The 18,510-nt window shown below is 68.4% G+C and carries 16 protein-coding genes; 9 read left to right on the top strand and 7 right to left on the bottom strand.

Annotated elements, in window-relative coordinates; translation table 11 throughout:
• Positions 1–342: a hypothetical protein gene (locus CSR00_RS17325; RefSeq protein WP_141564385.1), complete on the top strand. Its 342-nt coding sequence runs from the start codon at positions 1–3 to the stop codon at positions 340–342.
• Between the two features lie 688 nt (positions 343–1,030).
• On the opposite strand, the gene CSR00_RS17320 is transcribed toward CSR00_RS17325, so the two are convergent.
• Genes CSR00_RS17320 through CSR00_RS17300 form a run of 5 tightly spaced genes read right to left on the bottom strand, consistent with a single transcriptional unit; the run spans position 1,031 to position 5,333 of the window.
• Entirely contained in the window at positions 1,031–1,882 is an 852-nt protein-coding gene (locus tag CSR00_RS17320; RefSeq protein ID WP_099023662.1) for a hypothetical protein, read from the bottom strand.
• Positions 1,883–1,914: 32 nt separating this feature from the next.
• On the bottom strand, positions 1,915–2,778 hold the full coding sequence (gene ppk2, locus CSR00_RS17315) for a polyphosphate kinase 2 (protein WP_245906164.1): 864 nt from the start codon (positions 2,776–2,778) through the stop codon (positions 1,915–1,917).
• A gap of 60 nt (positions 2,779–2,838) precedes the next feature.
• Positions 2,839–4,374 carry an aldehyde dehydrogenase family protein gene (locus tag CSR00_RS17310; protein WP_099023661.1) on the bottom strand — a complete coding sequence of 512 codons (1,536 nt, stop codon included), beginning with the start codon at positions 4,372–4,374 and terminating at the stop codon, positions 2,839–2,841.
• A gap of 59 nt (positions 4,375–4,433) precedes the next feature.
• Positions 4,434–4,946 (bottom strand): mycothiol transferase, encoded by a 513-nt coding sequence (locus CSR00_RS17305; protein WP_099023660.1) that lies wholly within the window; start codon positions 4,944–4,946, stop codon positions 4,434–4,436.
• A 9-nt stretch (positions 4,947–4,955) separates the two neighbouring features.
• Positions 4,956–5,333, bottom strand: a complete 378-nt coding sequence (locus CSR00_RS17300; protein ID WP_099023659.1) for a VOC family protein — start codon at positions 5,331–5,333, stop codon at positions 4,956–4,958.
• Positions 5,334–5,368: 35 nt separating this feature from the next.
• Here CSR00_RS17300 and CSR00_RS17295 point away from each other — a divergent pair, with 35 nt between their 5' ends.
• The 4 genes from CSR00_RS17295 (at position 5,369) to CSR00_RS17280 (ending at position 10,132) form a co-directional block, all read left to right on the top strand.
• On the top strand, positions 5,369–7,096 hold the full coding sequence (locus CSR00_RS17295) for an N-acyl-D-amino-acid deacylase family protein (protein WP_099023658.1): 1,728 nt from the start codon (positions 5,369–5,371) through the stop codon (positions 7,094–7,096).
• Positions 7,093–7,470 (top strand): hypothetical protein, encoded by a 378-nt coding sequence (locus tag CSR00_RS17290; RefSeq protein WP_099023657.1) that lies wholly within the window; start codon positions 7,093–7,095, stop codon positions 7,468–7,470. Before CSR00_RS17295 ends, CSR00_RS17290 begins: the two co-directional genes overlap by 4 nt.
• Positions 7,471–7,567: 97 nt before the next feature.
• Positions 7,568–7,885 carry a N,N-dimethylformamidase alpha subunit family protein gene (locus tag CSR00_RS17285; RefSeq protein ID WP_099023656.1) on the top strand — a complete coding sequence of 106 codons (318 nt, stop codon included), beginning with the start codon at positions 7,568–7,570 and terminating at the stop codon, positions 7,883–7,885.
• Between the two features lie 6 nt (positions 7,886–7,891).
• Positions 7,892–10,132 (top strand): N,N-dimethylformamidase beta subunit family domain-containing protein, encoded by a 2,241-nt coding sequence (locus CSR00_RS17280; RefSeq protein ID WP_099023655.1) that lies wholly within the window; start codon positions 7,892–7,894, stop codon positions 10,130–10,132.
• Positions 10,133–10,258: 126 nt separating this feature from the next.
• Here the strand turns inward: CSR00_RS17280 and groL are convergent, their stop codons facing one another.
• Positions 10,259–11,884 (bottom strand): chaperonin GroEL, encoded by a 1,626-nt coding sequence (gene groL / locus CSR00_RS17275; protein WP_099023654.1) that lies wholly within the window; start codon positions 11,882–11,884, stop codon positions 10,259–10,261.
• 180 nt (positions 11,885–12,064) lie between these two features.
• Positions 12,065–12,658, bottom strand: a complete 594-nt coding sequence (locus CSR00_RS17270; protein WP_245906162.1) for a TetR/AcrR family transcriptional regulator — start codon at positions 12,656–12,658, stop codon at positions 12,065–12,067.
• Between the two features lie 119 nt (positions 12,659–12,777).
• On the opposite strand from CSR00_RS17270, the gene CSR00_RS17265 reads away from it, so the two are divergent.
• The 4 genes from CSR00_RS17265 to CSR00_RS17255 all read left to right on the top strand — a co-directional run.
• Positions 12,778–13,674, top strand: coding sequence for an SDR family NAD(P)-dependent oxidoreductase (locus CSR00_RS17265; protein ID WP_099023652.1), 897 nt, complete (start codon positions 12,778–12,780; stop codon positions 13,672–13,674).
• 22 nt (positions 13,675–13,696) lie between these two features.
• Positions 13,697–14,203: a cupin domain-containing protein gene (locus CSR00_RS17260; RefSeq protein WP_099023651.1), complete on the top strand. Its 507-nt coding sequence runs from the start codon at positions 13,697–13,699 to the stop codon at positions 14,201–14,203.
• 470 nt (positions 14,204–14,673) lie between these two features.
• Entirely contained in the window at positions 14,674–15,213 is a 540-nt protein-coding gene (locus tag CSR00_RS30210) for a hypothetical protein (RefSeq protein ID WP_141564384.1), read from the top strand.
• Between the two features lie 21 nt (positions 15,214–15,234).
• The coding region (locus tag CSR00_RS17255) for a Calx-beta domain-containing protein (RefSeq protein WP_099023650.1) at positions 15,235–18,510 on the top strand (3,276 nt) is incomplete at its 3' end.

The raw sequence follows: 18,510 nt of genomic DNA, 5'->3' as shown, positions 1-18,510 counted from the left end.
GTGTCCAAAGTGCTCTTCTGGCTGGGTATAAGCGCGATCGGTCTAGCAACGCTGTCCGGCTGGTTTCCGCTGTGGAAGTCGGCCACCCTGTCCCCTGACACGGTCCAGCGGATCACGTACTGGACCGGCTGCGGCTTGGGGCTGGTCCTGCTATTCCTGTCACAAGCGCCCGACTGGCGGTCCGGGGCATTCCTGTCGGTTGCCTTCGGCCTGGGTCTGGTGGGTGTCGCTTTCAACTGGACCAATCACATCAAGATCAGGGGGCGGATTTTCGCCGCATTCGCCAACCTCCGCGAACCGGACAGACCGCCCGCGCTCAACCAGTCGGACAGCGAGAAGTGAGGCGAGGAAGCAGACCCAGGAATGCTCCTCATGGCCGGCCCGATTGTGGGCACGGGGCAGCCCCTTGCGCTGTGGACCGGCATCGCCTGCATCGGTGCAGGCTCACTGCTCAGCACCTTCCCTCTGTGGCGTTCGTCGCGACTGTCCCCCGACTCGATCGAGCGTCGCGTCTACTGGTCAGGTTGTGCGACCGGCACTCCGCTACTATTCGCTTCCCAGCTACCTCATTGGTGTGCAGGACTTTTCGTCGCAGTCCTGACGGCTCTGTGCCTAGTGGCAATCGCGTTTCTGCGGACATCGCACATCAAGATCGGCGGACAAACCTACGCGGCGTTTCACTACCTGCGCCGACCAGATCGACCGCCCGCCCTGCGAGATCGATAAGACACCAGACATGTTCGCAGCGCGAGATCGGTGATTCCCAGATCTAAAACTGGCTGCCGGGCGGCCGCCGATGCGCCCCAAGATCAGCTCTGTCACCACAGCGCCGCCGGCACTGTCGTCTTCTGGTCGCGCCGCACGATCTGCCTCTGACTACTTCTGCCATCCGAGTCGCCCGACTGTCCCTCTGCGGCAGTTCTGATGGTGGCGGCGGCGATCTCGGTGGTCGACATTGAGTCCCGTTGAACCTCCCACATCAAGATCAAGGCGCCACGACTGTGTGGGCTTCGTTACCCGACCGAGGCATCTAGTCCCGGCTGCGCAACCCACCGAGCATCGCCACCACCACACCGAGCGCCACCAGGCCGCCGCCGACGATCAGCGACCAGTTCAGCCACTGGTGCATCGACGAGATCGCCTGGGTGACCACGGAATCCGCCAGCGTCCGGATGTCGCCGGAGGTCTGGTTCAGTGCGTTGTCGACGTAGCGACGGCCGACCTCCAGTCCGGCCCAGCCGGCCCCACCCACCAGCAGCGCCGAGACCCCAAGCGCAGCAAGGGTCTTTCCGCGCGAGCGCGCCGCGGCAAGGGTGAGCAGCGCCAGCACACCGGTCAGGACAGCGGCGCCGACACTGACCCACGGCCCCCACGCTGCCCACTGCTGCAGCCCACCCGGCCGTAGCACGTCCGGGAGATCCTCGGTCAACGGCACCGGGAACGACGTCGGCACGTCGATGTTGTAGCTGTCCAGCGTCTGGCCCAACGAGTTGTTCGACAGCATCGGCGCCAGGTCGATCACCCAGCGCCCCTGCCCGTCGACGCTGGAGGTCACGGAGTCGGTGAACAGCCACCGGTGGGCGAAGCGGTTCGCCTCGGCGAACTGCTCGGGGAACGCCGAGCTTCTGGTGTAGGAGTTGGCCGCCGCCCGCACCACCGCCGGGGTCAGTGACAGGCCGTCGTCATCGGCGAGCGCCAGCACCTGGGTGGTCAGTTCACCGGCCATCGCCTGCTGCAGACCCGGATCGGTGGCCGCCTTCTGCGTGAACGCCGCGTACCCGTCGGCATCGATGACGTTGACCTGCAACCATGCCGCGGGGACCGCGACGGCCAGCACGACCGTCGTCATCAGCCACAGCAGCACCGTCAGGATGAACCGCACGGCGCCTCCTCTGCCGACCGGGCCGGCGCGGGTCAGTCGGTCAGCGCACGTCCCACAATCAACGGGTCGGCCTGGCCGACCACCTCGTAGTCCTTGTTGTCGTACTCGAACTTACCCAGCACATAGCGCATGGCGTTGACACGGGCCCGCTTCTTGTCGTTGCTCTTGACCACGATCCACGGCGCCACGTCGGTGTCGGTCTTGGCGAACATGTCTTCCTTGGCCGCGGTGTAGTCGTCCCACTTGTCCAGCGAGGCAAGGTCGGTGGGCGAGAGCTTCCACTGCCGCACCGGGTCGACCATCCGGATGGTGAAGCGGGTCCGCTGCTCGGCCGGCGAGACCGAGAACCACAGCTTGATCAGGTCGACGCCGTCGTTGACCAGCATCTCCTCGAACAGCGGCGCCTGGCGCATGAACTCGTCGTGCTGCTTGGGCGTGCAGAAGCCCATCACCCGCTCGACCCCGGCGCGGTTGTACCAGGATCGGTCGAACAGCACGATCTCCCCGGCGGCCGGGAAATGCTCGACGTAGCGCTGGAAGTACCACTGGGTGCGTTCCCGCTCGGTGGGCTTCTCCAGCGCGACGACGCGGGCACCGCGGGGGTTGAGGTGCTCCATGAACCGTTTGATGGTCCCACCCTTGCCGGCGGCGTCGCGGCCCTCGAACACGATGATGTGCCGCAGCCCGTTGGACTGGCTCCACTTCTGCAGCTTGAGCAGCTCGATCTGCAGCAGCCGCTTGTCTTCCTCGTAGTCCTTGCGGCTCATCCGCTCGTCGTACGGGTAGTTCTCCCGCCAGGTGTCGACGACCTGGTCGCCCGGCTGCAGCAGCAGCACCGGGTCGTCGTCATCGTCGTCGCGAACCGAGTACGTGATGGAGGGGTCTGCGTGCAGCACGGCCAAAACGTATCGGCGCGCAGGTACCGGACGGTGACGTGCGGGTGAACAACCGGTGTGCTACTTGAGCAGCTTGCGGGGCCGGGCCAGCGCCATCTTGGCCAGCAACTTGTTGGTCCGCTTGGCCATCTTCAGCGAGCCGTTGTAGTAGGTCAGCCCGCCGCCGACGCTGGTACGCGGGGCGACCACCGTCTCCTGGCGGCAGAACTTGCGCATGCCGTCGGCACCGCCGAACCGGGCACCGATCCCCGACATCTTCCAGCCGCCCATCGGCGCGGTGGTGCACATCAGGTTGGTGATCACGTCGTTGATGTTGACCGCCCCGCAATCCAGCTGCAGCGCGATGTCGCGGGCACGGTCGACGTCCCTGGAGAACACCGACGCGCTCAGGCCGTAGGGACTGTCATTGGCCAGCCGGACCGCCTCGGCCACGTTCGGCACCTTCATGATCGGCAGGGTGGGCCCGAAGGTCTCCTCGGTCATGCACAGCATCGAGTGATCGACGTCGACCAGCACCGTCGCGGGGTAGAAGTTGCCCGAGCCGGCCGGCCGCGAGCCGCCCGTGAGCGCCTTGGCGCCCTTGGCCAGCGCGTCGGCCACGTGCCGCTCGGTGACGGCGACCTGGCTCTCGTCGATCAGCGAACCGAAGTGGTGCCCCTCCCCGGCACCCATCTCCAGGTTGTTCACCGCCTGCACGACGGCCTCGACGAACTGGTCGTACACCGACTCCAGGACGTAGACGCGTTCCACCGACACACAGGTCTGCCCCGCGTTGAACATCGCACCCCACACCGCGGCGTTGGCGGCCAGCGCGATATCGGCGTCCTCGCAGACGATCATCGGGTCCTTGCCGCCCAGTTCCAGACTGACGGGAGTCAGGCGGCGCGCGGCGCGCTCCATGACCTTGACACCGGTGGCCGACGAGCCGGTGAACTGGATGAAATCGGCGACGTCGATGACCGCTTCGGAGACCGCGCGGGCGCCCTGGGCCAGCGCCAACACGTCGGGGCCGCCGCTCTCGCGCCAGCCGCGCAGCAACACCTCGGCGGTCAATGGGGTGCGCTCGGAGGGCTTCAACAGCACCGAACAACCGGCGGCCAGGGCCCCGATGGCGTCCATGAGCGCGTTGGCCACCGGGTAGTTCCACGGCGCGATGATCCCGACCAGTGCCCGCGGCCGGAAGTGCACGGTGACCTTCTTCATCGACAGGAACGGCAGCGAGGCCGGCCGGGTCTCGGGCTGCAGCGCCTTGGCCATGGTCTTGACGTAGTAGGAGGTGATCATGGCGATCAGCGGCACCTCCTGGGCCGCGTCGACGGCCGACTTGCCGGTCTCGGCGATCAGCAGGCGTTCGATCTCCTCGCGGTGCTCACCCATCCACACCGCGAACCGCGCCAGCACCTTGGCGCGACCCTCCGGCCCGCGCTGCTCCCACTCGCGCTGGGCCTCACGCAGTCTCGCGGCGATCGCGGGAACCTCGCCCGGGTCGGTCCAGGCGACCTCACCGGCCACCGCGCCGGTGGCGGGGTTGCGGATCGTGGTGGACAGCTCCGGAGCGCCCGGACGGTCTTCGACGGTGGGACGTGTCGCGGTCATGGGGCCCATGGTAGCCCCGGGCTGTGACCTGAGTCGCACCGGGGTTGACACCTGTCAACTCAGGGCGCGATGCCCCGCACGTAGGCGGCCTGTCCGAGGTGCTGGGCGCAGTCGTCGACCACGCTGACCAGCCGCACGCTCGCGGTCACCGGCGGGTCCCAGCGGCTGTCGACGATGCGGGCCAGCTCCTCGGCGGACACCGTGGTCACATAGTCCAGGGTCATGGCGTGCACGGCGTGGTAGTAGCCGGCCAACAGCTCCGCCGGTGCCCGCACCTTGCCGACCTCCGCGGCCGTGTGCCCGTATCCCATGGAGTTGCGCGGCAGGTCCAGCCCGAACCGCTCCACCCATCCCTCGTCGGTCCACACCTGCGGAACCCCGGCGATCTCGGCGACCTGCAGGTCCTGCACCCGGGCGCTGTGCCAGATCAGCCAGGCGATGCTGTTGGCCTCGGGGGTGGGGCGGTAGAACGACACGTCGTCGGCCAGCCCCTCGGTCAGCGAGTCGACATGCTCGATCAGACGGGTGAACGCGTCACGCAGCAGTTCCTGAGCGGCGGTCGAGTCGGCCATGCCCCGACGTTACGCCCCGCCGTGGAAGACGGCCTCGACGTTGTTGCCGTCGGGATCCCGCACGAAGGCGCCGTAGTAGTTCTCGTGGTACTCCGGCCACAGCCGCGGCGCGTGCAGCGGCTCGGCGCCCAGCGCCAGCGCCTCGTGGTAGAACGCCTGCACCTCCTCGGGGCTGCGGGCCGCGAAGGCGATGTGCACCTCCCGATTGGGACCGTCGACGCCCCCGGCGGAGGCGTCGGCGATCCAGAAGCTCGGCCGGTCGCGGCCGTAGCCGACGGCGGGGCCGAACTCCATCTGGCGGGAGTAGCCCAGCACATGCAGCACCTTGTCGTAGAACTCCTGGGACTTCGCCCAGTCGGAACAGTTGATGCTCAGGTGATCGATCACGAATCCATCGTAGATTTCCGCCGTAGATTCGGGATATGACCTACGACCTGATACTGCGCAACGGCACCGTCGTCGACGGCCTCGGCGGCGAGCCGTTCCTCGGCGACGTCGCGGTGCGCGACGGCCGCATCGCCGCGGTCGGTGCGGTGACCGGGCCCGCCGCCCGGGAGATCGACGCGACCGGCCTGCTGGTCACCCCGGGTTTCGTCGACCTGCACACCCACTACGACGGTCAGGCCGTGTGGTCGGACCGGCTGACCCCGTCGTCGGCGCACGGGGTCACCACCGCGGTGATGGGCAACTGCGGCGTGGGCTTCGCCCCCTGCCGCGCCGAGGACCACGATGTGCTGGTCGACGTCATGGCCGGGGTCGAGGACATCCCCGGTGTCGTGATGGTCGACGGCCTGCCCTGGACGTGGGAGACCTTCCCCGAGTTCCTCGACGCGGTGTCGTCGCGGCGGCGCGACATCGACGTCGCCGCGCTGCTGCCGCACTCGCCGCTGCGGGTCTACGTGATGGGCCGGCGCGGCGTCGAACGCGAACCGGCCACCGCCGAGGACCTGGCCATGATGCGCAAGCTGGCCGCCGAGGCCGTCGCCGTCGGCGCGCTCGGTTTCGCCTCCTCGCGGCTGACCCTGCACAAGACCGAGAGTGGCCTGCCGATCCCCAGCTACGACGCCGCCCGCGAGGAGATCGAGGCCATCGCGCGCGGGGTCGAGGACGCCGGTGGCGGGCTGATCCAGTTCGTGCCCGACCTGGTCGCCGGCGACTACCAGCCGGCGCTGCAGACGGTGTTCGACGTGGCCGCCGAGGTGGGCCTGCCGGTGACGTTCACCCTGGCGATCGGCAACCGCGGCGAGCCGTACTACCTCGACGCGCTGACCATGGTGGAGAAGGCCAACGCCGCCGGCGGCGACATCTCCGCCCAGATCTTCCCGCGCCCCATCGGCCTGGTGATCGGTCTCGAGCTGACCGGCAACCCGTTCGTGCTGTACCCCAGCTACCGCGAGATCGCCGAGTTCCCCCTGGCCGAGCGAGTCGCCGAGATGCGCAGACCCGAAGTGCGGCAACGAATCCTGTCGGATTCACCCAGCGGCGACGGCCATCCGCTGTTGTTCATGGCCCAGGCCTGGGACTACATGTACCCCCTCGGCGACCCGCCGGACTACGAACCGTCCCCCTCGCAATCCGTGGGCGCGCGCGCCCGCGCCCGGGGAGTCAGCCCGCTGGAGGAGGCTTACGACCTGTTGCTGGCCGAAGACGGGCATGCCATGCTGCTGGTGGCACTCGCCAACTTCCGCGACGACTCCCTGGACACCGTCGCCGAGCTGCTGCCCCGCGAGGACGTGGTGCTCGGCCTGGGCGACGGCGGCGCGCACTACGGCATGATCTGCGACGCGTCGTTCCCCACCTACCTGCTCACCCACTGGGTGCGCGACCGTGCCTCGGGACGGCTCTCGGTGGCACAGGCGGTGCGCGAGCTGACCTCGGTGCCCGCGCGGGTCGCCGGGCTGGCCGACCGCGGGCGCATCGCCGTCGGCTACAAGGCGGACCTGAACGTGATCGACTCCGCGGCGCTGACGCTGCACAAACCGGTGGTCGCCTACGACCTGCCCGCCGGCGGCCGCCGCCTCGACCAGACCGCCGAGGGCTACGTGGCCACGATCGTCTCCGGCGAGGTGATCGCCGAGAACGGCGTGCCCACCGAGGCGCGCCCCGGCCGGTTGGTGCGCGGACGCCAGCGTCCGCCGACTCCGTCATGAGCGTCCCGGTGGACCTCGATCGGCTGGCCGCCACGCTGGCCGACTTCCGGGGCGCGTACCTGATCACGGTCGGCGACGACTTCCGCGCGCACACCGTGGCGGTGTCCGCCGTACTCGCCGACGGACGGTTCACCGTCGGGCCCGTCGGCAACAGCTCACGCAGGAACGCCTCCCGCCACGCTGAGGTCACGTTGCTGTGGCCGCCACACCAACCGGGCGGATACACGCTGATCGTCGACGGTCGGGAAGGCGGCCTCACCGAGGACGGTCGGCTTGTGGTCATCCCCGGCCGCGCGGTGCTGCATCGCAGGGCGAGCGCGGAATCGCCACCGACGCGTCCCGGTTGTTCGGACGACTGCATGCCCCTGGCCTAGAGTTCGGCGGCGATCGGGGTCGGGCGCCGGGAGATGTGCTGGCGCCCACCTCCGCTCGACGGGCGCGGACCCGGCTACCGCTCTACGATCACGGAGCATGACGCAGTCCAGCTATCGCATCGATCCGGTCGGCGACCTGCCCTTCGCCCGCGAGTTCATGGCGGAGCCGGTCGGTGCGCACAGCCCGGGTCTGCAACGCGTGCTCAACGTGCTCCGCGGCGAACCACTTACCGGGAAGTACGTTCTCGTCGAGGTTTCCGCACACCGGAAATGGCGGTTGGCACAGTTGAGTGGGCACCGCGGAAAGCCCGTGCAGCTGCTCGAGACGACGTTCACCGACCTGCTGACGGCCGAGCGGGAGGTCTTTCGATTGCGCTGGAAGGAACAAACCGGCCACGACCTGGTCGTCGAGTGAAACCTGATGCTCACTCTCACCGGCTACAGCGATCGTCTCTACTGCCGCCCCGGCGACACGATCGAGTTCAAGGTCAACTGCGAGGCGGCCGAGCAGTACCGCGCCGAGATCGTCCGGATCATCTGTGGCGATACCTCACCGGCGGGGCCGGGCGTCACGGAGGCGGTCATCGACACGTCCGCCAATGGCATGTACGCGGGGCGAACGCAATACGCCCAGGCCGGCTCCTATGTGGAGGTACCGAGTCGGGCGGTGCTGGAGGAGCTGGAGAGCTTCTCGCTGCAGGCGGCCGTGTGGCCGACGACCCCGCGCAAGGGTGAACAGGCACTGATTGCGAAGTGGTCGGAGGGCACCGGATTCGCTCTCATCGTCGACGACACGGGCTCGGTGGCCCTGCGGATCGGTGACGGAACCACCGATTCGGTTGTCGCCGTGGGAAAGACGATGCATCAGCGACGTTGGTATCGCGTCGGCGCGAGCTACGATGCCGTCGGCGGCACCGTTCGCGTGTTCCAGACACCCCTGCACCCGACGCCCGGGATCGATGACGGCGGCGCGGTGGAGACACGGTTGAGTTTCCGGCCGCAGCACACCGGAAGCCCGCTGTTCTTCGCGTCGTTCTCCGGGCTGCGGCCCGGAGAACGACAGGGACCCACCGGGGTGTTCAACGGCAAGATCGACAGCCCACGCATCTGCGATCGACCCGTCACCGAGGCCGAAAGTGTGGCACTGGCAATGCCGCGGGTGGATCCGCACATGCCGGGCCTGATCGGCGCCTGGGACTTCGGCGCGGACATCGGCTCCCAGCGGGCCGCCGACCTCTCACCGCACGGGCTGCACGGTACCGTCGTCAACTTCCCCGCGCGAGCGATGACCGGGTGGAACTGGACCGGCGAGGTGATGGATTTCAAACAGGACCCGTCGCAGTGGGGCGCCATCCACTTCCACGACGACGACATCTACGACGCCTGCTGGGAAACCGATTTCACGCTGACGATTCCCGAGACGATGGAAAGCGGCCTCTACGCCGCGCGGCTTCGCACCGCGGACGCCGAGGAGTACATCCCGTTCACCGTCGGTGCCGCACCGGGCCGGGAACGCCGCATCGCCCTCGTTCTCCCGACCGCGAGCTACATGGCCTACGGGAACGACCACCTCGGAACCGACGGAGGGAATTCCGAGCTGCTCAACAACGTCCTCAATGTCCTGACCCCACCCGATCTCTACCTCAACGAGCACTGGGAGTACGGCGGCTCGCTCTACGACGAGCATTCCGACGGCAGTGGGATCTGCTATTCCTCGCGGATGCGGCCACTGCTGCAGATGCGCCCGAAGGTGCAGTGCCTGCTGGGCGGCTTCGGATCCTCGAAGTTGTGGCAGTTCAACGCCGATACCCATATCGTGAACTGGCTGCACGCCAAGGGATTCGACGTCGACATCTATACCGACGAAGAACTGCACTACGTGGGCTACCCCCTGCTGGAGCCGTACCAGGTCGTGCTCACCGGGTCGCACCCCGAGTACACGTCTACCGAGATGTGGGACGCCTATGCCGCCTATCAGAACCACGGCGGCAGGCTGATGTACCTGGGCGGGGACGGGTTCTATTGGCGCATTGCCTACCATCCGGAGGTCCCGGGCATCATCGAACTGCGCCGGGCCGAGACCGGGGTGCGGGCCTGGGCGGCCGAACCCGGTGAGTACTACCAGGGTTTCGACGGGCGTTACGGCGGCCTGTGGTTACGCCAGGGCCGGGCGCCTCAGACCCTCGTCGGCGTCGGGTTCTCGGCCCAGGGTTTCGACCTCTCGTCCTACTACCGCCGCAAGCCGGACAGCTTCAAGCCCGAGGTGGCGTTCATCTTCGACGGTGTCGGTCCCGATGAGCTGATCGGCGACTTCGGGCTGGTCGGCGGCGGCGCCGCGGGACTCGAACTCGACCGCGCGGCATCGGATCTGGGCACCCCACCCAACGCCTATGTGCTTGCCTCCTCGGAGCGGCACACCAATGCCTACTACCTGGTTCCGGAGGAGTTCCTCGAGACCGGACCCGCGCTGGGGGCCGACGAGAATCCCGACGCCCGAGCCGATCTGGTTTTCTTCGAGACGCCGAATGCCGGCGCGGTCTTCTCCGTCGGGTCGATCTCCTGGGCGGGTAGCCTGTTCAACGCTGGATACGACAACAACGTCTCGCGAATCACGGAGAACGTCCTGCGCCGGTTTCTGGATCCCGCCCCGTTCACCGCCTGAGGCGCACGGCGCGGCCCGAACACCCGGAATCCCCGTTGCGCCGGGTTTGGCCCCGCACTCGTCGGAACGACGAAAAAGCCCGGCTCCCAGAGGAGCCGGGCTTTCCCGTGTGTGTGAGGGCTGGACTCAGAAGTCCATGCCGCCCATGCCACCGGTCGGGTCGCCGGCGGGAGCGGCGGCCTTCTCCGGCTTGTCGGCGACGACGGCCTCGGTGGTGAGGAACAGCGCCGCGATGGACGCCGCGTTCTGCAGCGCCGAGCGGGTGACCTTCACCGGGTCGGCGACGCCGGCCTTGAGCAGGTCCTCGTAATCGTTGGTCTGGGCGTTGAGCCCGGTACCGATCGGCGAGTTGCGCACCTTCTCGGCCACAACGCCCGGCTCCAGCCCGGCGTTGAAGGCGATCTGCTTCAGCGGAGCTTCCAGCGCCACCTTGACGATGTTGGCGCCGGTGGCCTCGTCACCGGTGACCTTCAGGTCCTCCAGGGCCGGGGCCGACTGCAGCAGGGCCACGCCACCACCGGCGACGATGCCCTCCTCGACGGCGGCCTTGGCGTTGCGCACCGCGTCCTCGATGCGATGCTTGCGCTCCTTGAGCTCCACCTCGGTGGCAGCGCCGGCCTTGATCACCGCAACACCGCCGGCCAGCTTGGCCAGGCGCTCCTGCAGCTTCTCACGGTCGTAGTCGGAGTCGCTGTTCTCGATCTCGGCGCGGATCTGAGCCACCCGGCCGGCGATGGCGTCGGAGTCACCGGCGCCCTCGACGATGGTGGTCTCGTCCTTGGTCACGACGACCTTGCGGGCCTTGCCCAGCAGGGAGACGTCGGCGGTCTCCAGGGACAGGCCGACCTCCTCGCTGACGACCTGGCCACCGGTGAGGATCGCCATGTCCTGCAGCATCGCCTTGCGGCGGTCACCGAAGCCCGGGGCCTTGACGGCGACGGACTTGAAGGTGCCGCGGATCTTGTTGACCACCAGGGTCGACAGGGCCTCGCCCTCGACGTCCTCGGCGATGATCAGCAGCGGCTTGCCGGACTGGATGACCTTCTCCAGCAGGGGCAGCAGGTCCTTGACCGTGGAGATCTTGGAGCTGACCAGCAGGATGTAGGGCTCCTCCAGGACAGCTTCCTGGCGCTCGGCGTCGGTCACGAAGTAACCGGAGATGTAGCCCTTGTCGAAGCGCATACCCTCGGTGAGCTCGAGCTGCAGGCCGAAGGTGTTGGACTCCTCGACGGTGATGACACCCTCGTTGCCGACCTTGTCCATGGCCTCGGCGATCAGGTCGCCGATGGTCTGGTCGCCCGCGGAGATCCCGGCGGTGGCCGCGATCTGGTCCTTGGTCTCGACCTCCTTGGCGCTCTTCAGCAGGTGCTCGGTGACCGACTCGACGGCCTTCTCGATACCACGCTTGAGACCCAGCGGGTTGGCACCGGCGGCCACGTTGCGCAGACCCTCGCGAACGAGCGCCTGGGCGAGCACGGTGGCGGTGGTGGTGCCGTCGCCGGCGACGTCGTCGGTCTTCTTGGCGACTTCCTTGACCAGCTCAGCGCCGATCTTCTCGTAGGGATCCTCCAGCTCGATCTCCTTGGCGATGGACACACCATCGTTGGTGATCGTGGGGGCGCCCCACTTCTTCTCCAGGACGACGTTGCGACCCTTGGGGCCCAGCGTCACCTTTACCGCGTCGGCGAGGCTGTTCAGGCCCCGCTCGAGGCCGCGACGGGCCTCTTCGTCATACGCAATTGTCTTAGCCATTGCGAAGTGATTCCTCCGGATCGGGGATGACACGTTCGGGGCCGGGTGCAGTGCCCGCGACGGACGACCTCGGCTGTCAGGGCCTCGATCTCACCGTCCCGACCTAGCACTCACCCATCGCGAGTGCCAACTGCATTCTTAGCACTCGGGACCTCCGAGTGCAAGAAGATCGCTCAGCGCTTAACCCGGTGGTCGCAAGCCGTCGACGATGACGGCGGCGATCCGCTCGGCGACGTCGCTCCCGTGGTCCTGACCGGACTTGCCCACCGTCATCAACGCCTTCAGTTCGGCGACACCGACATCGGCGCGCACCGTGCCCGCGCGCTGCGCGGCGGACAGCAGCGACTCCAGGACCCCCAGGAACGCCGCTTCGGCGCCGGGTGCCGCCGTGGCCACGTCGATTCCGTACCCGGTCAGCGCGTCGACCATGCCGTGGTCGGCCGCACCGGCGCGCACCATCTCGCGCAGAAAACCGAACAGGGCGGTGCCCGGGTCGGCGGCCAGGAGTTCCCGCGCATGCTCCACGATCTGACGCACCCGGTCGTCGACGACCGCCCGGAAGAGGGCCTCCTTGGTCGGGAAATGGCGGTAGACGGTACCCGCCCCGACACCGGCGCGGCGCGCGATGTCGTCGATCGGCACCGATGGGCCCTGCTCGGCGAACAGCTCGTAGGCGACTTTGAGGACGCGGTCGCGGTTGCGCGCCGCGTCGGCGCGCAGGGGCCGTGCCGACGGGCGGCCCTCGCGGCCGGGTCGGGCGCCGGGTTGGCTCACGCGCACACCACCTCGTGACGGGCCCGAGCGGGGCATTGACAAAGCGGGGCGTGCGTTCCGTATATTCGAAGGCAACCGGGGCGCACGCTCCGTTTAACCATTCTATTGCAGGAGATGTCATGCCCGGATGGAGCACCGCCGACATTCCCGACCAGCGCGGCCGCACCGCGGTCATCACCGGCGCCAACACCGGCCTGGGCTACGAGACCGCCAAGGCCCTCGCCGGCGCCGGGGCCCGCGTCGTGCTGGCGGTTCGCAACCCCGACAAGGGCAAGGCGGCCGCCGACCTGATCTCCCGGCGCACCGCGGGTGCCGAGGTCTCGGTACAGGAACTCGACCTCACCTCGCTGGCCTCGGTCCACGCGGCGGCCGACGCACTGCTGGCCGGGCACGACCGGATCGACCTGTTGATCAACAACGCCGGGGTGATGTATCCCTCGCCCCGGCAGAGCACCTCCGACGGCTTCGAACTGCAGTTCGGCACCAATCACCTGGGCCATTTCGCGCTCACCGGGCTCCTGCTCGGCCGGTTGTTGACCACCCCCGGCTCGCGCGTGGTCACGGTCAGCAGCATCGGGCATCGGTTTGGCCGCATCCGGTTCGACGACCTGCAGTGGGAACGGAGCTACAACCGCTTCTCCGCCTACGCCCAGTCGAAGCTGGCCAACCTGCTGTTCACCTATGAGTTGCAGCGCCGACTGGCAGGAACCGACACCATCGCCGTGGCCGCCCACCCCGGCGGATCGAACACCGAACTCATCCGTCACGTGCCTGCGGTCCTGGTTCCACTGAGCAGGCTCATCTCGCAGAACGCGGACAAGGGCGCGCTGCCGCAGCTTCGGGCGGCGGTCGACCCGAGTGCGCTGGGCGGCCAGTACTACGGGCCCGACGGCGCCTTCGAGATACAGGGCGACCCCAAGGTGGTGGCCTCCAATGACCGGTCGCACGACGTGGCGGCGCAACGTCGGCTGTGGGCGGTCTCCGAGGAACTGACCGCAGTGACCTTCCCCCGGTAGACGGCGGAGCAGACTTGGCGGCATGTCACAGGTCATGCCGCCAGGTTCCCCGTATCCCCCGCCCCGCTACACCGCCGACGACCCGAAGATCAGCGCCCGGTTACGCCGCCACGACACCGGGGCGGAGCTGACGTCGCGCTCCGGCTTGCGGTATCACTACCTGGTCACCGGCGCCGGCACCGGCGGCGATTACGGCCTCTACCGGGTGGACCTGCCACCGGCCTCCGGCGGCCCGGGCCCGCACTTCCACCGCACGATGTCGGAGGCATTCTTCGTCCTCGAGGGCCGCATGAGACTGCACGACGGAAACGGCTGGGTCGACGGCGACACCGGCGACTTCCTCTACGTCCCGCCCGGGGGCATCCACGGATTCGCCAACGAGGCCGATGCCCCGGCATCGATCCTGATCCTGTTCGCACCGGGCGCCCCCAGAGAGGGCTACTTCGAGGGGCTCCAGCGGCTGGCGGAGATGACCGACGCCGAGCGGACCCAGTTCTTTGTCGACCACGACAATTTCTTCGTCATCTGAGCGCCCCCAGATGCGCCGGCTGAGCCGGCCCCGAATTCACCACGGACCGCGCCGAAATTAATTCGGCGCATTTTTTGATATCTCAATACCGCATATACACGCGTAAATACGACGGCGGTCGAGTTTCTCTTTTCCGTCGCGGTGCCGCAAGACACGGCGGCCGGCCGGTGTCCACACCGTTGACAAACCGCACTTGTCCAGCAGGTTTACACCAACGCTCACAGCGTCTTCGGAGACTACACACAGCTGGCTCCAATGTCGGACATAGATTCGGGGCCGCCAGCGAGAATACATTGAATAGCTTAGCTAGGTTACGGCCTTAATGGCGGTCCCGGACGTATCGGAAAATGGCATATTGGCTTTAACAATGCGCATCTTTGTCCTATAGTCATGCAACACATTCCCCTCGCCGCCCGCGAGAGGACCGCCTAAAAACCCCCAACCAGCGATCGGGCGCTGGAAGTTCACTCATGGATACATACGCATCGCCTGACAACCGCGCCGCTCGCATCGTTGCCGCAGAACTGCTCAGCAACGTCGAGACGGCCCGTGTCACCCGCGCCCTCGGCCGCCCCGCCGACGACACCGGCGTCGCCGATGCCCTCCCGACCCACCACGCGACGGGCCACCCGGACGGATCCGCGACACCGACTCACGCCGCGGCGGACCGGGACGCCCAGCCTCGGCGGCGACCGAATCCGTGCAGTTACCCGGCCTACTACCCGGCCGGCAACCCCGAATCCCGAGCGTCGGCCGCCCTCCCGACGGATGCCGCGGACCGCACGGCCGGAGCGCGACCGCCGATTCCACGGCGCCGCCCGACGCATGCGCGCCGACAGTCGACCGATTCTGTGCGGATCCGACAGAGCGACCGGTCAGCAATTCCGGAGGAGTTCTCGTCGGTCTCGCTCCTTTATCGGCGGGTGTCCGTCGCGATATCTGTTCGTGATCTTTTTTTGCGTCAGTTCGTCAGTTATTCGAATTCATTCCCGGACAAATACCGGGATTGAACAAACAGGAAGGTCGGGGACATGGGGCACGCGCGCTACATCGGACGCGTCGGAACGCTGGCGGTGGCACTGGGGATCGGGGTGGCCGCACCGGCGGTCGGTAATGCCGACACCGGCGACGGCGGGACCGGCGACGGCGGCGCGGCGGGCGCACGGTCCTCGACCAGCAGCGGGGCGGCCCAGTCGACGGGGTCGGGGACCTCCGGGACGTCCGGGGCCTCGGGCGTCACCGGGTCCTCCGGCAGCGCGGCATCCGAGCGCGCGGCCACCAGGGCGGAGAAGAAGGCCGAGCGGGAGGCCAAACGGGCCGAACGACAGGCCGAGCGGGAGGCCAAACGGGCCGAACGTCAGGCGAAGCGGGAGGCCAGGCAGGCGGCCCGGGCAGCCGCCGTCGAGGAGGCCCTGCAGAATGCCCGGGAGCGAGCCCAGGAACGCGCCCAGGAGCGGGCCCAGCGCCGGGCCCAGGCCGGCAGCCGGGCCGGGGACCCGCCCACCGAGCAGGCAACCGGCCCGGCGACCGACCGTGCCCCCGAGGCCGCGGCGGTCGGCGATCCCGAGATCGACGCACCCGCCGCCACCGACCAGGCGGAGCCGGCCGACACCGCAACCTCCGGGCAGTCGCAGCCGGATACGGCCTCGACAGCCACCGAGGTCACCGACACGGTCGAGGCGGTGGACACCTCGGCAGCGACCGAACCGTCGGGCGAATCCTCGGGCGAGTCGTCGGGCCAGTCGTCGGGCGAGGAGGCCGTGGCAGTACAGGACGCGGTGACCGACCTCGGCGCGTTGCCGACCGACCCGTCGACACCGGTGGGCACTCCGCTGTTCGACCTGATGGTGGCCGCCTACCGGCGCACCGAAGAGCAGCAGCTCCAGGCCGAACCGGACGCGGTGGCCACTACAGACACGTCGGAATCCACCTCCGAGCCGACGGCCGAATCCACGGCCGAAGAGACCGTGCCCGCCGACACCTCCGCCCAGACGGTCTCGCTGGCGGCGGCCACGACGGCGCTGACCGCCGAGGAGGCCGCGGCGGTGCAGACGGGGGCGGCCTTCTTCGCGCCCTATGTCGACATGGGTGACTACCCGGTGCCCGACCTGCTGGCGATCTCCCAGACCTATGGGGTGTCCTTCCTGAACCTGGGCTTCATGCAGGCGGACCCGAACGGCAAGCTCGCCTGGGCCGCACTCGCGGCGCTGGAACCCGACTCGACACACGAGCAGGCGGTGGCGATCAACCAGTCCATCGCGGAGTTCCAGGCCGCCGGCGGGGAGGTCGCCGTCTCGCTGGGCGGTGTCGCGAACACCACGATCGCGCAGGTCTACGCCGGCCAGGGGCTCGACGCCCGGGCACTGGCAGACGCCTACGGCGCGGTGATCGACACCTACTCCCTGGATCGCCTCGACTTCGACATCGAGGGCGCCGCCGTGGCCGATCAGGCCTCGGTCGACCTGCGCAGCGACGCGCTGGTGCTGCTGCAGCAGGACCGGCCCGACCTGAAGGTCTGGTACACCCTGCCGGTCCTGCCCAGCGGTCTGACCTCCGACGGCCTGTCCGTCGTCGACTCGGCGCTGGCGGCCGGCGTGCGACTCGACGGGGTCAACATCATGGCGATGGACTACGGCGAGTCCGCGGCACCCACCAGCGGACCCGACGCCCAGTCCATGGGCGCCTACGCCATCGAATCCGCCGAGTCGACCTACACCCAGCTGGCGCAGCTCTACGCCCAGCACGGCGAGGAATTCGGCTACGGCCAGCTCGGCGTCACCCCGATGATCGGCGTCAACGACATCACCACCGAGGTGTTCACCGTCGCCGACGCCCAGGCGCTGCTCGACTACGCCAACACCAAGGGCCTGGGGATGCTGTCGATGTGGTCGGTGCAGCGGGACAATCCCGGCACCCTGGGCCAGTCCACCAACGACGCCTCGGGGCTGTCCGACCCCACGGCCGCCTTCAGCGACGTCTTCAACGACTTCGGGGTGGCCAACCCGGTGGATCCCGGCACCGGAACCGGCACGGGTGGGGACCCGGTGGAGGGCGGCACCACCACCGTCATCGGCTGGCACTGGGGCACCGACACCGTGCTCGACTTCGACCCGGCCACCGACAAGCTCGACTTCGGCTGGTTCCACCCCGACGAGTTCGACGTCAGCGAGCAGACCGGTTCCACCCGGATCGCGATCGTCGGCAACCAGCAGACCTACACCCTCGACGGGGTGGCGATCGGCGATCTGCAGATCGGCAACGTGATCGCACTCGACGCCGCGACGGTGCAGAAGTGGCAGGGCATCCTCGACAACGCGGGCGAGCCGACCGTGTCGGTGCCGGTGGTGTCGGTGTCGGGTGGGTCGGCGGCCGAGGACGACGGGGCGGTTGTGTTCACCGTGGCACTGTCGAAGGCCGCCACCGACACCGTCACCGTGGCCTACGCCACCACCGACGGCACCGCCACCGCCGGCGAGGACTACACCGCCACCACCGGCACCCTGACCTTCACCCCCGGCCAAACCAGCCAACAGGTCACCATCACCACCACCGCCGACACCACCGTCGAACCCAACGAAACCCTGTCCCTGACCCTGACCAACCCCGCCGGGGCCACCCTGGGCACCGCGACGGCCACCGCCACCATCACCAACGACGACACCGCCACCGAACCGCCACCCCCCGCCGACACCGACGCCTCGGTGCTCTACCAGGTCGGCAGCGACTGGGGCTCGGGCTACGTCGCCTCGGTGACCCTGACCGCCGGCGACACCGCCCTCAACGGCTGGACCGTCGAATTCGACACCCCCTCCCAGATCACCAACCTGTGGAGCGGCGAGATCACCAGCCACGAGGGCACCCACTACGTCGTCGACAACGCCGCCTGGAACGCCGCGCTGGCCGCCGGCCAAAGCGTCACCTTCGGCTTCCAAGCCACCGGCGACTCCACCACCGTCACCAACTTCACCGTCAACGGCACCAGCGTTGACGATGGAGGCGGCGACCCCGAACCCACCACCCCACCGGCACTGACGATCACCGGCGGCTCCGCGGCCGAAGACACCGGCACCGTGGCCTTCACCGTCACCCTCTCCGAGGCCGCCACCGACACCGTCACCGTCGACTACACCACCACCGACGGCACCGCCACCGCCGGCGAGGACTACACCCCCACCACCGGCACCCTGACCTTCACCCCCGGCCAAACCAGCCAACAGGTCACCATCACCACCACCGCCGACACCACCGTCGAACCCAACGAAACCCTCACCCTGACCCTGACCAACCCCACCGGCGCCACCCTGACC

The organism is Mycolicibacterium palauense, from assembly GCF_002592005.1.
GTDB lineage: Bacteria > Actinomycetota > Actinomycetes > Mycobacteriales > Mycobacteriaceae > Mycobacterium > Mycobacterium palauense.
This window is presented reverse-complemented; position numbering and strand designations above follow the sequence as displayed.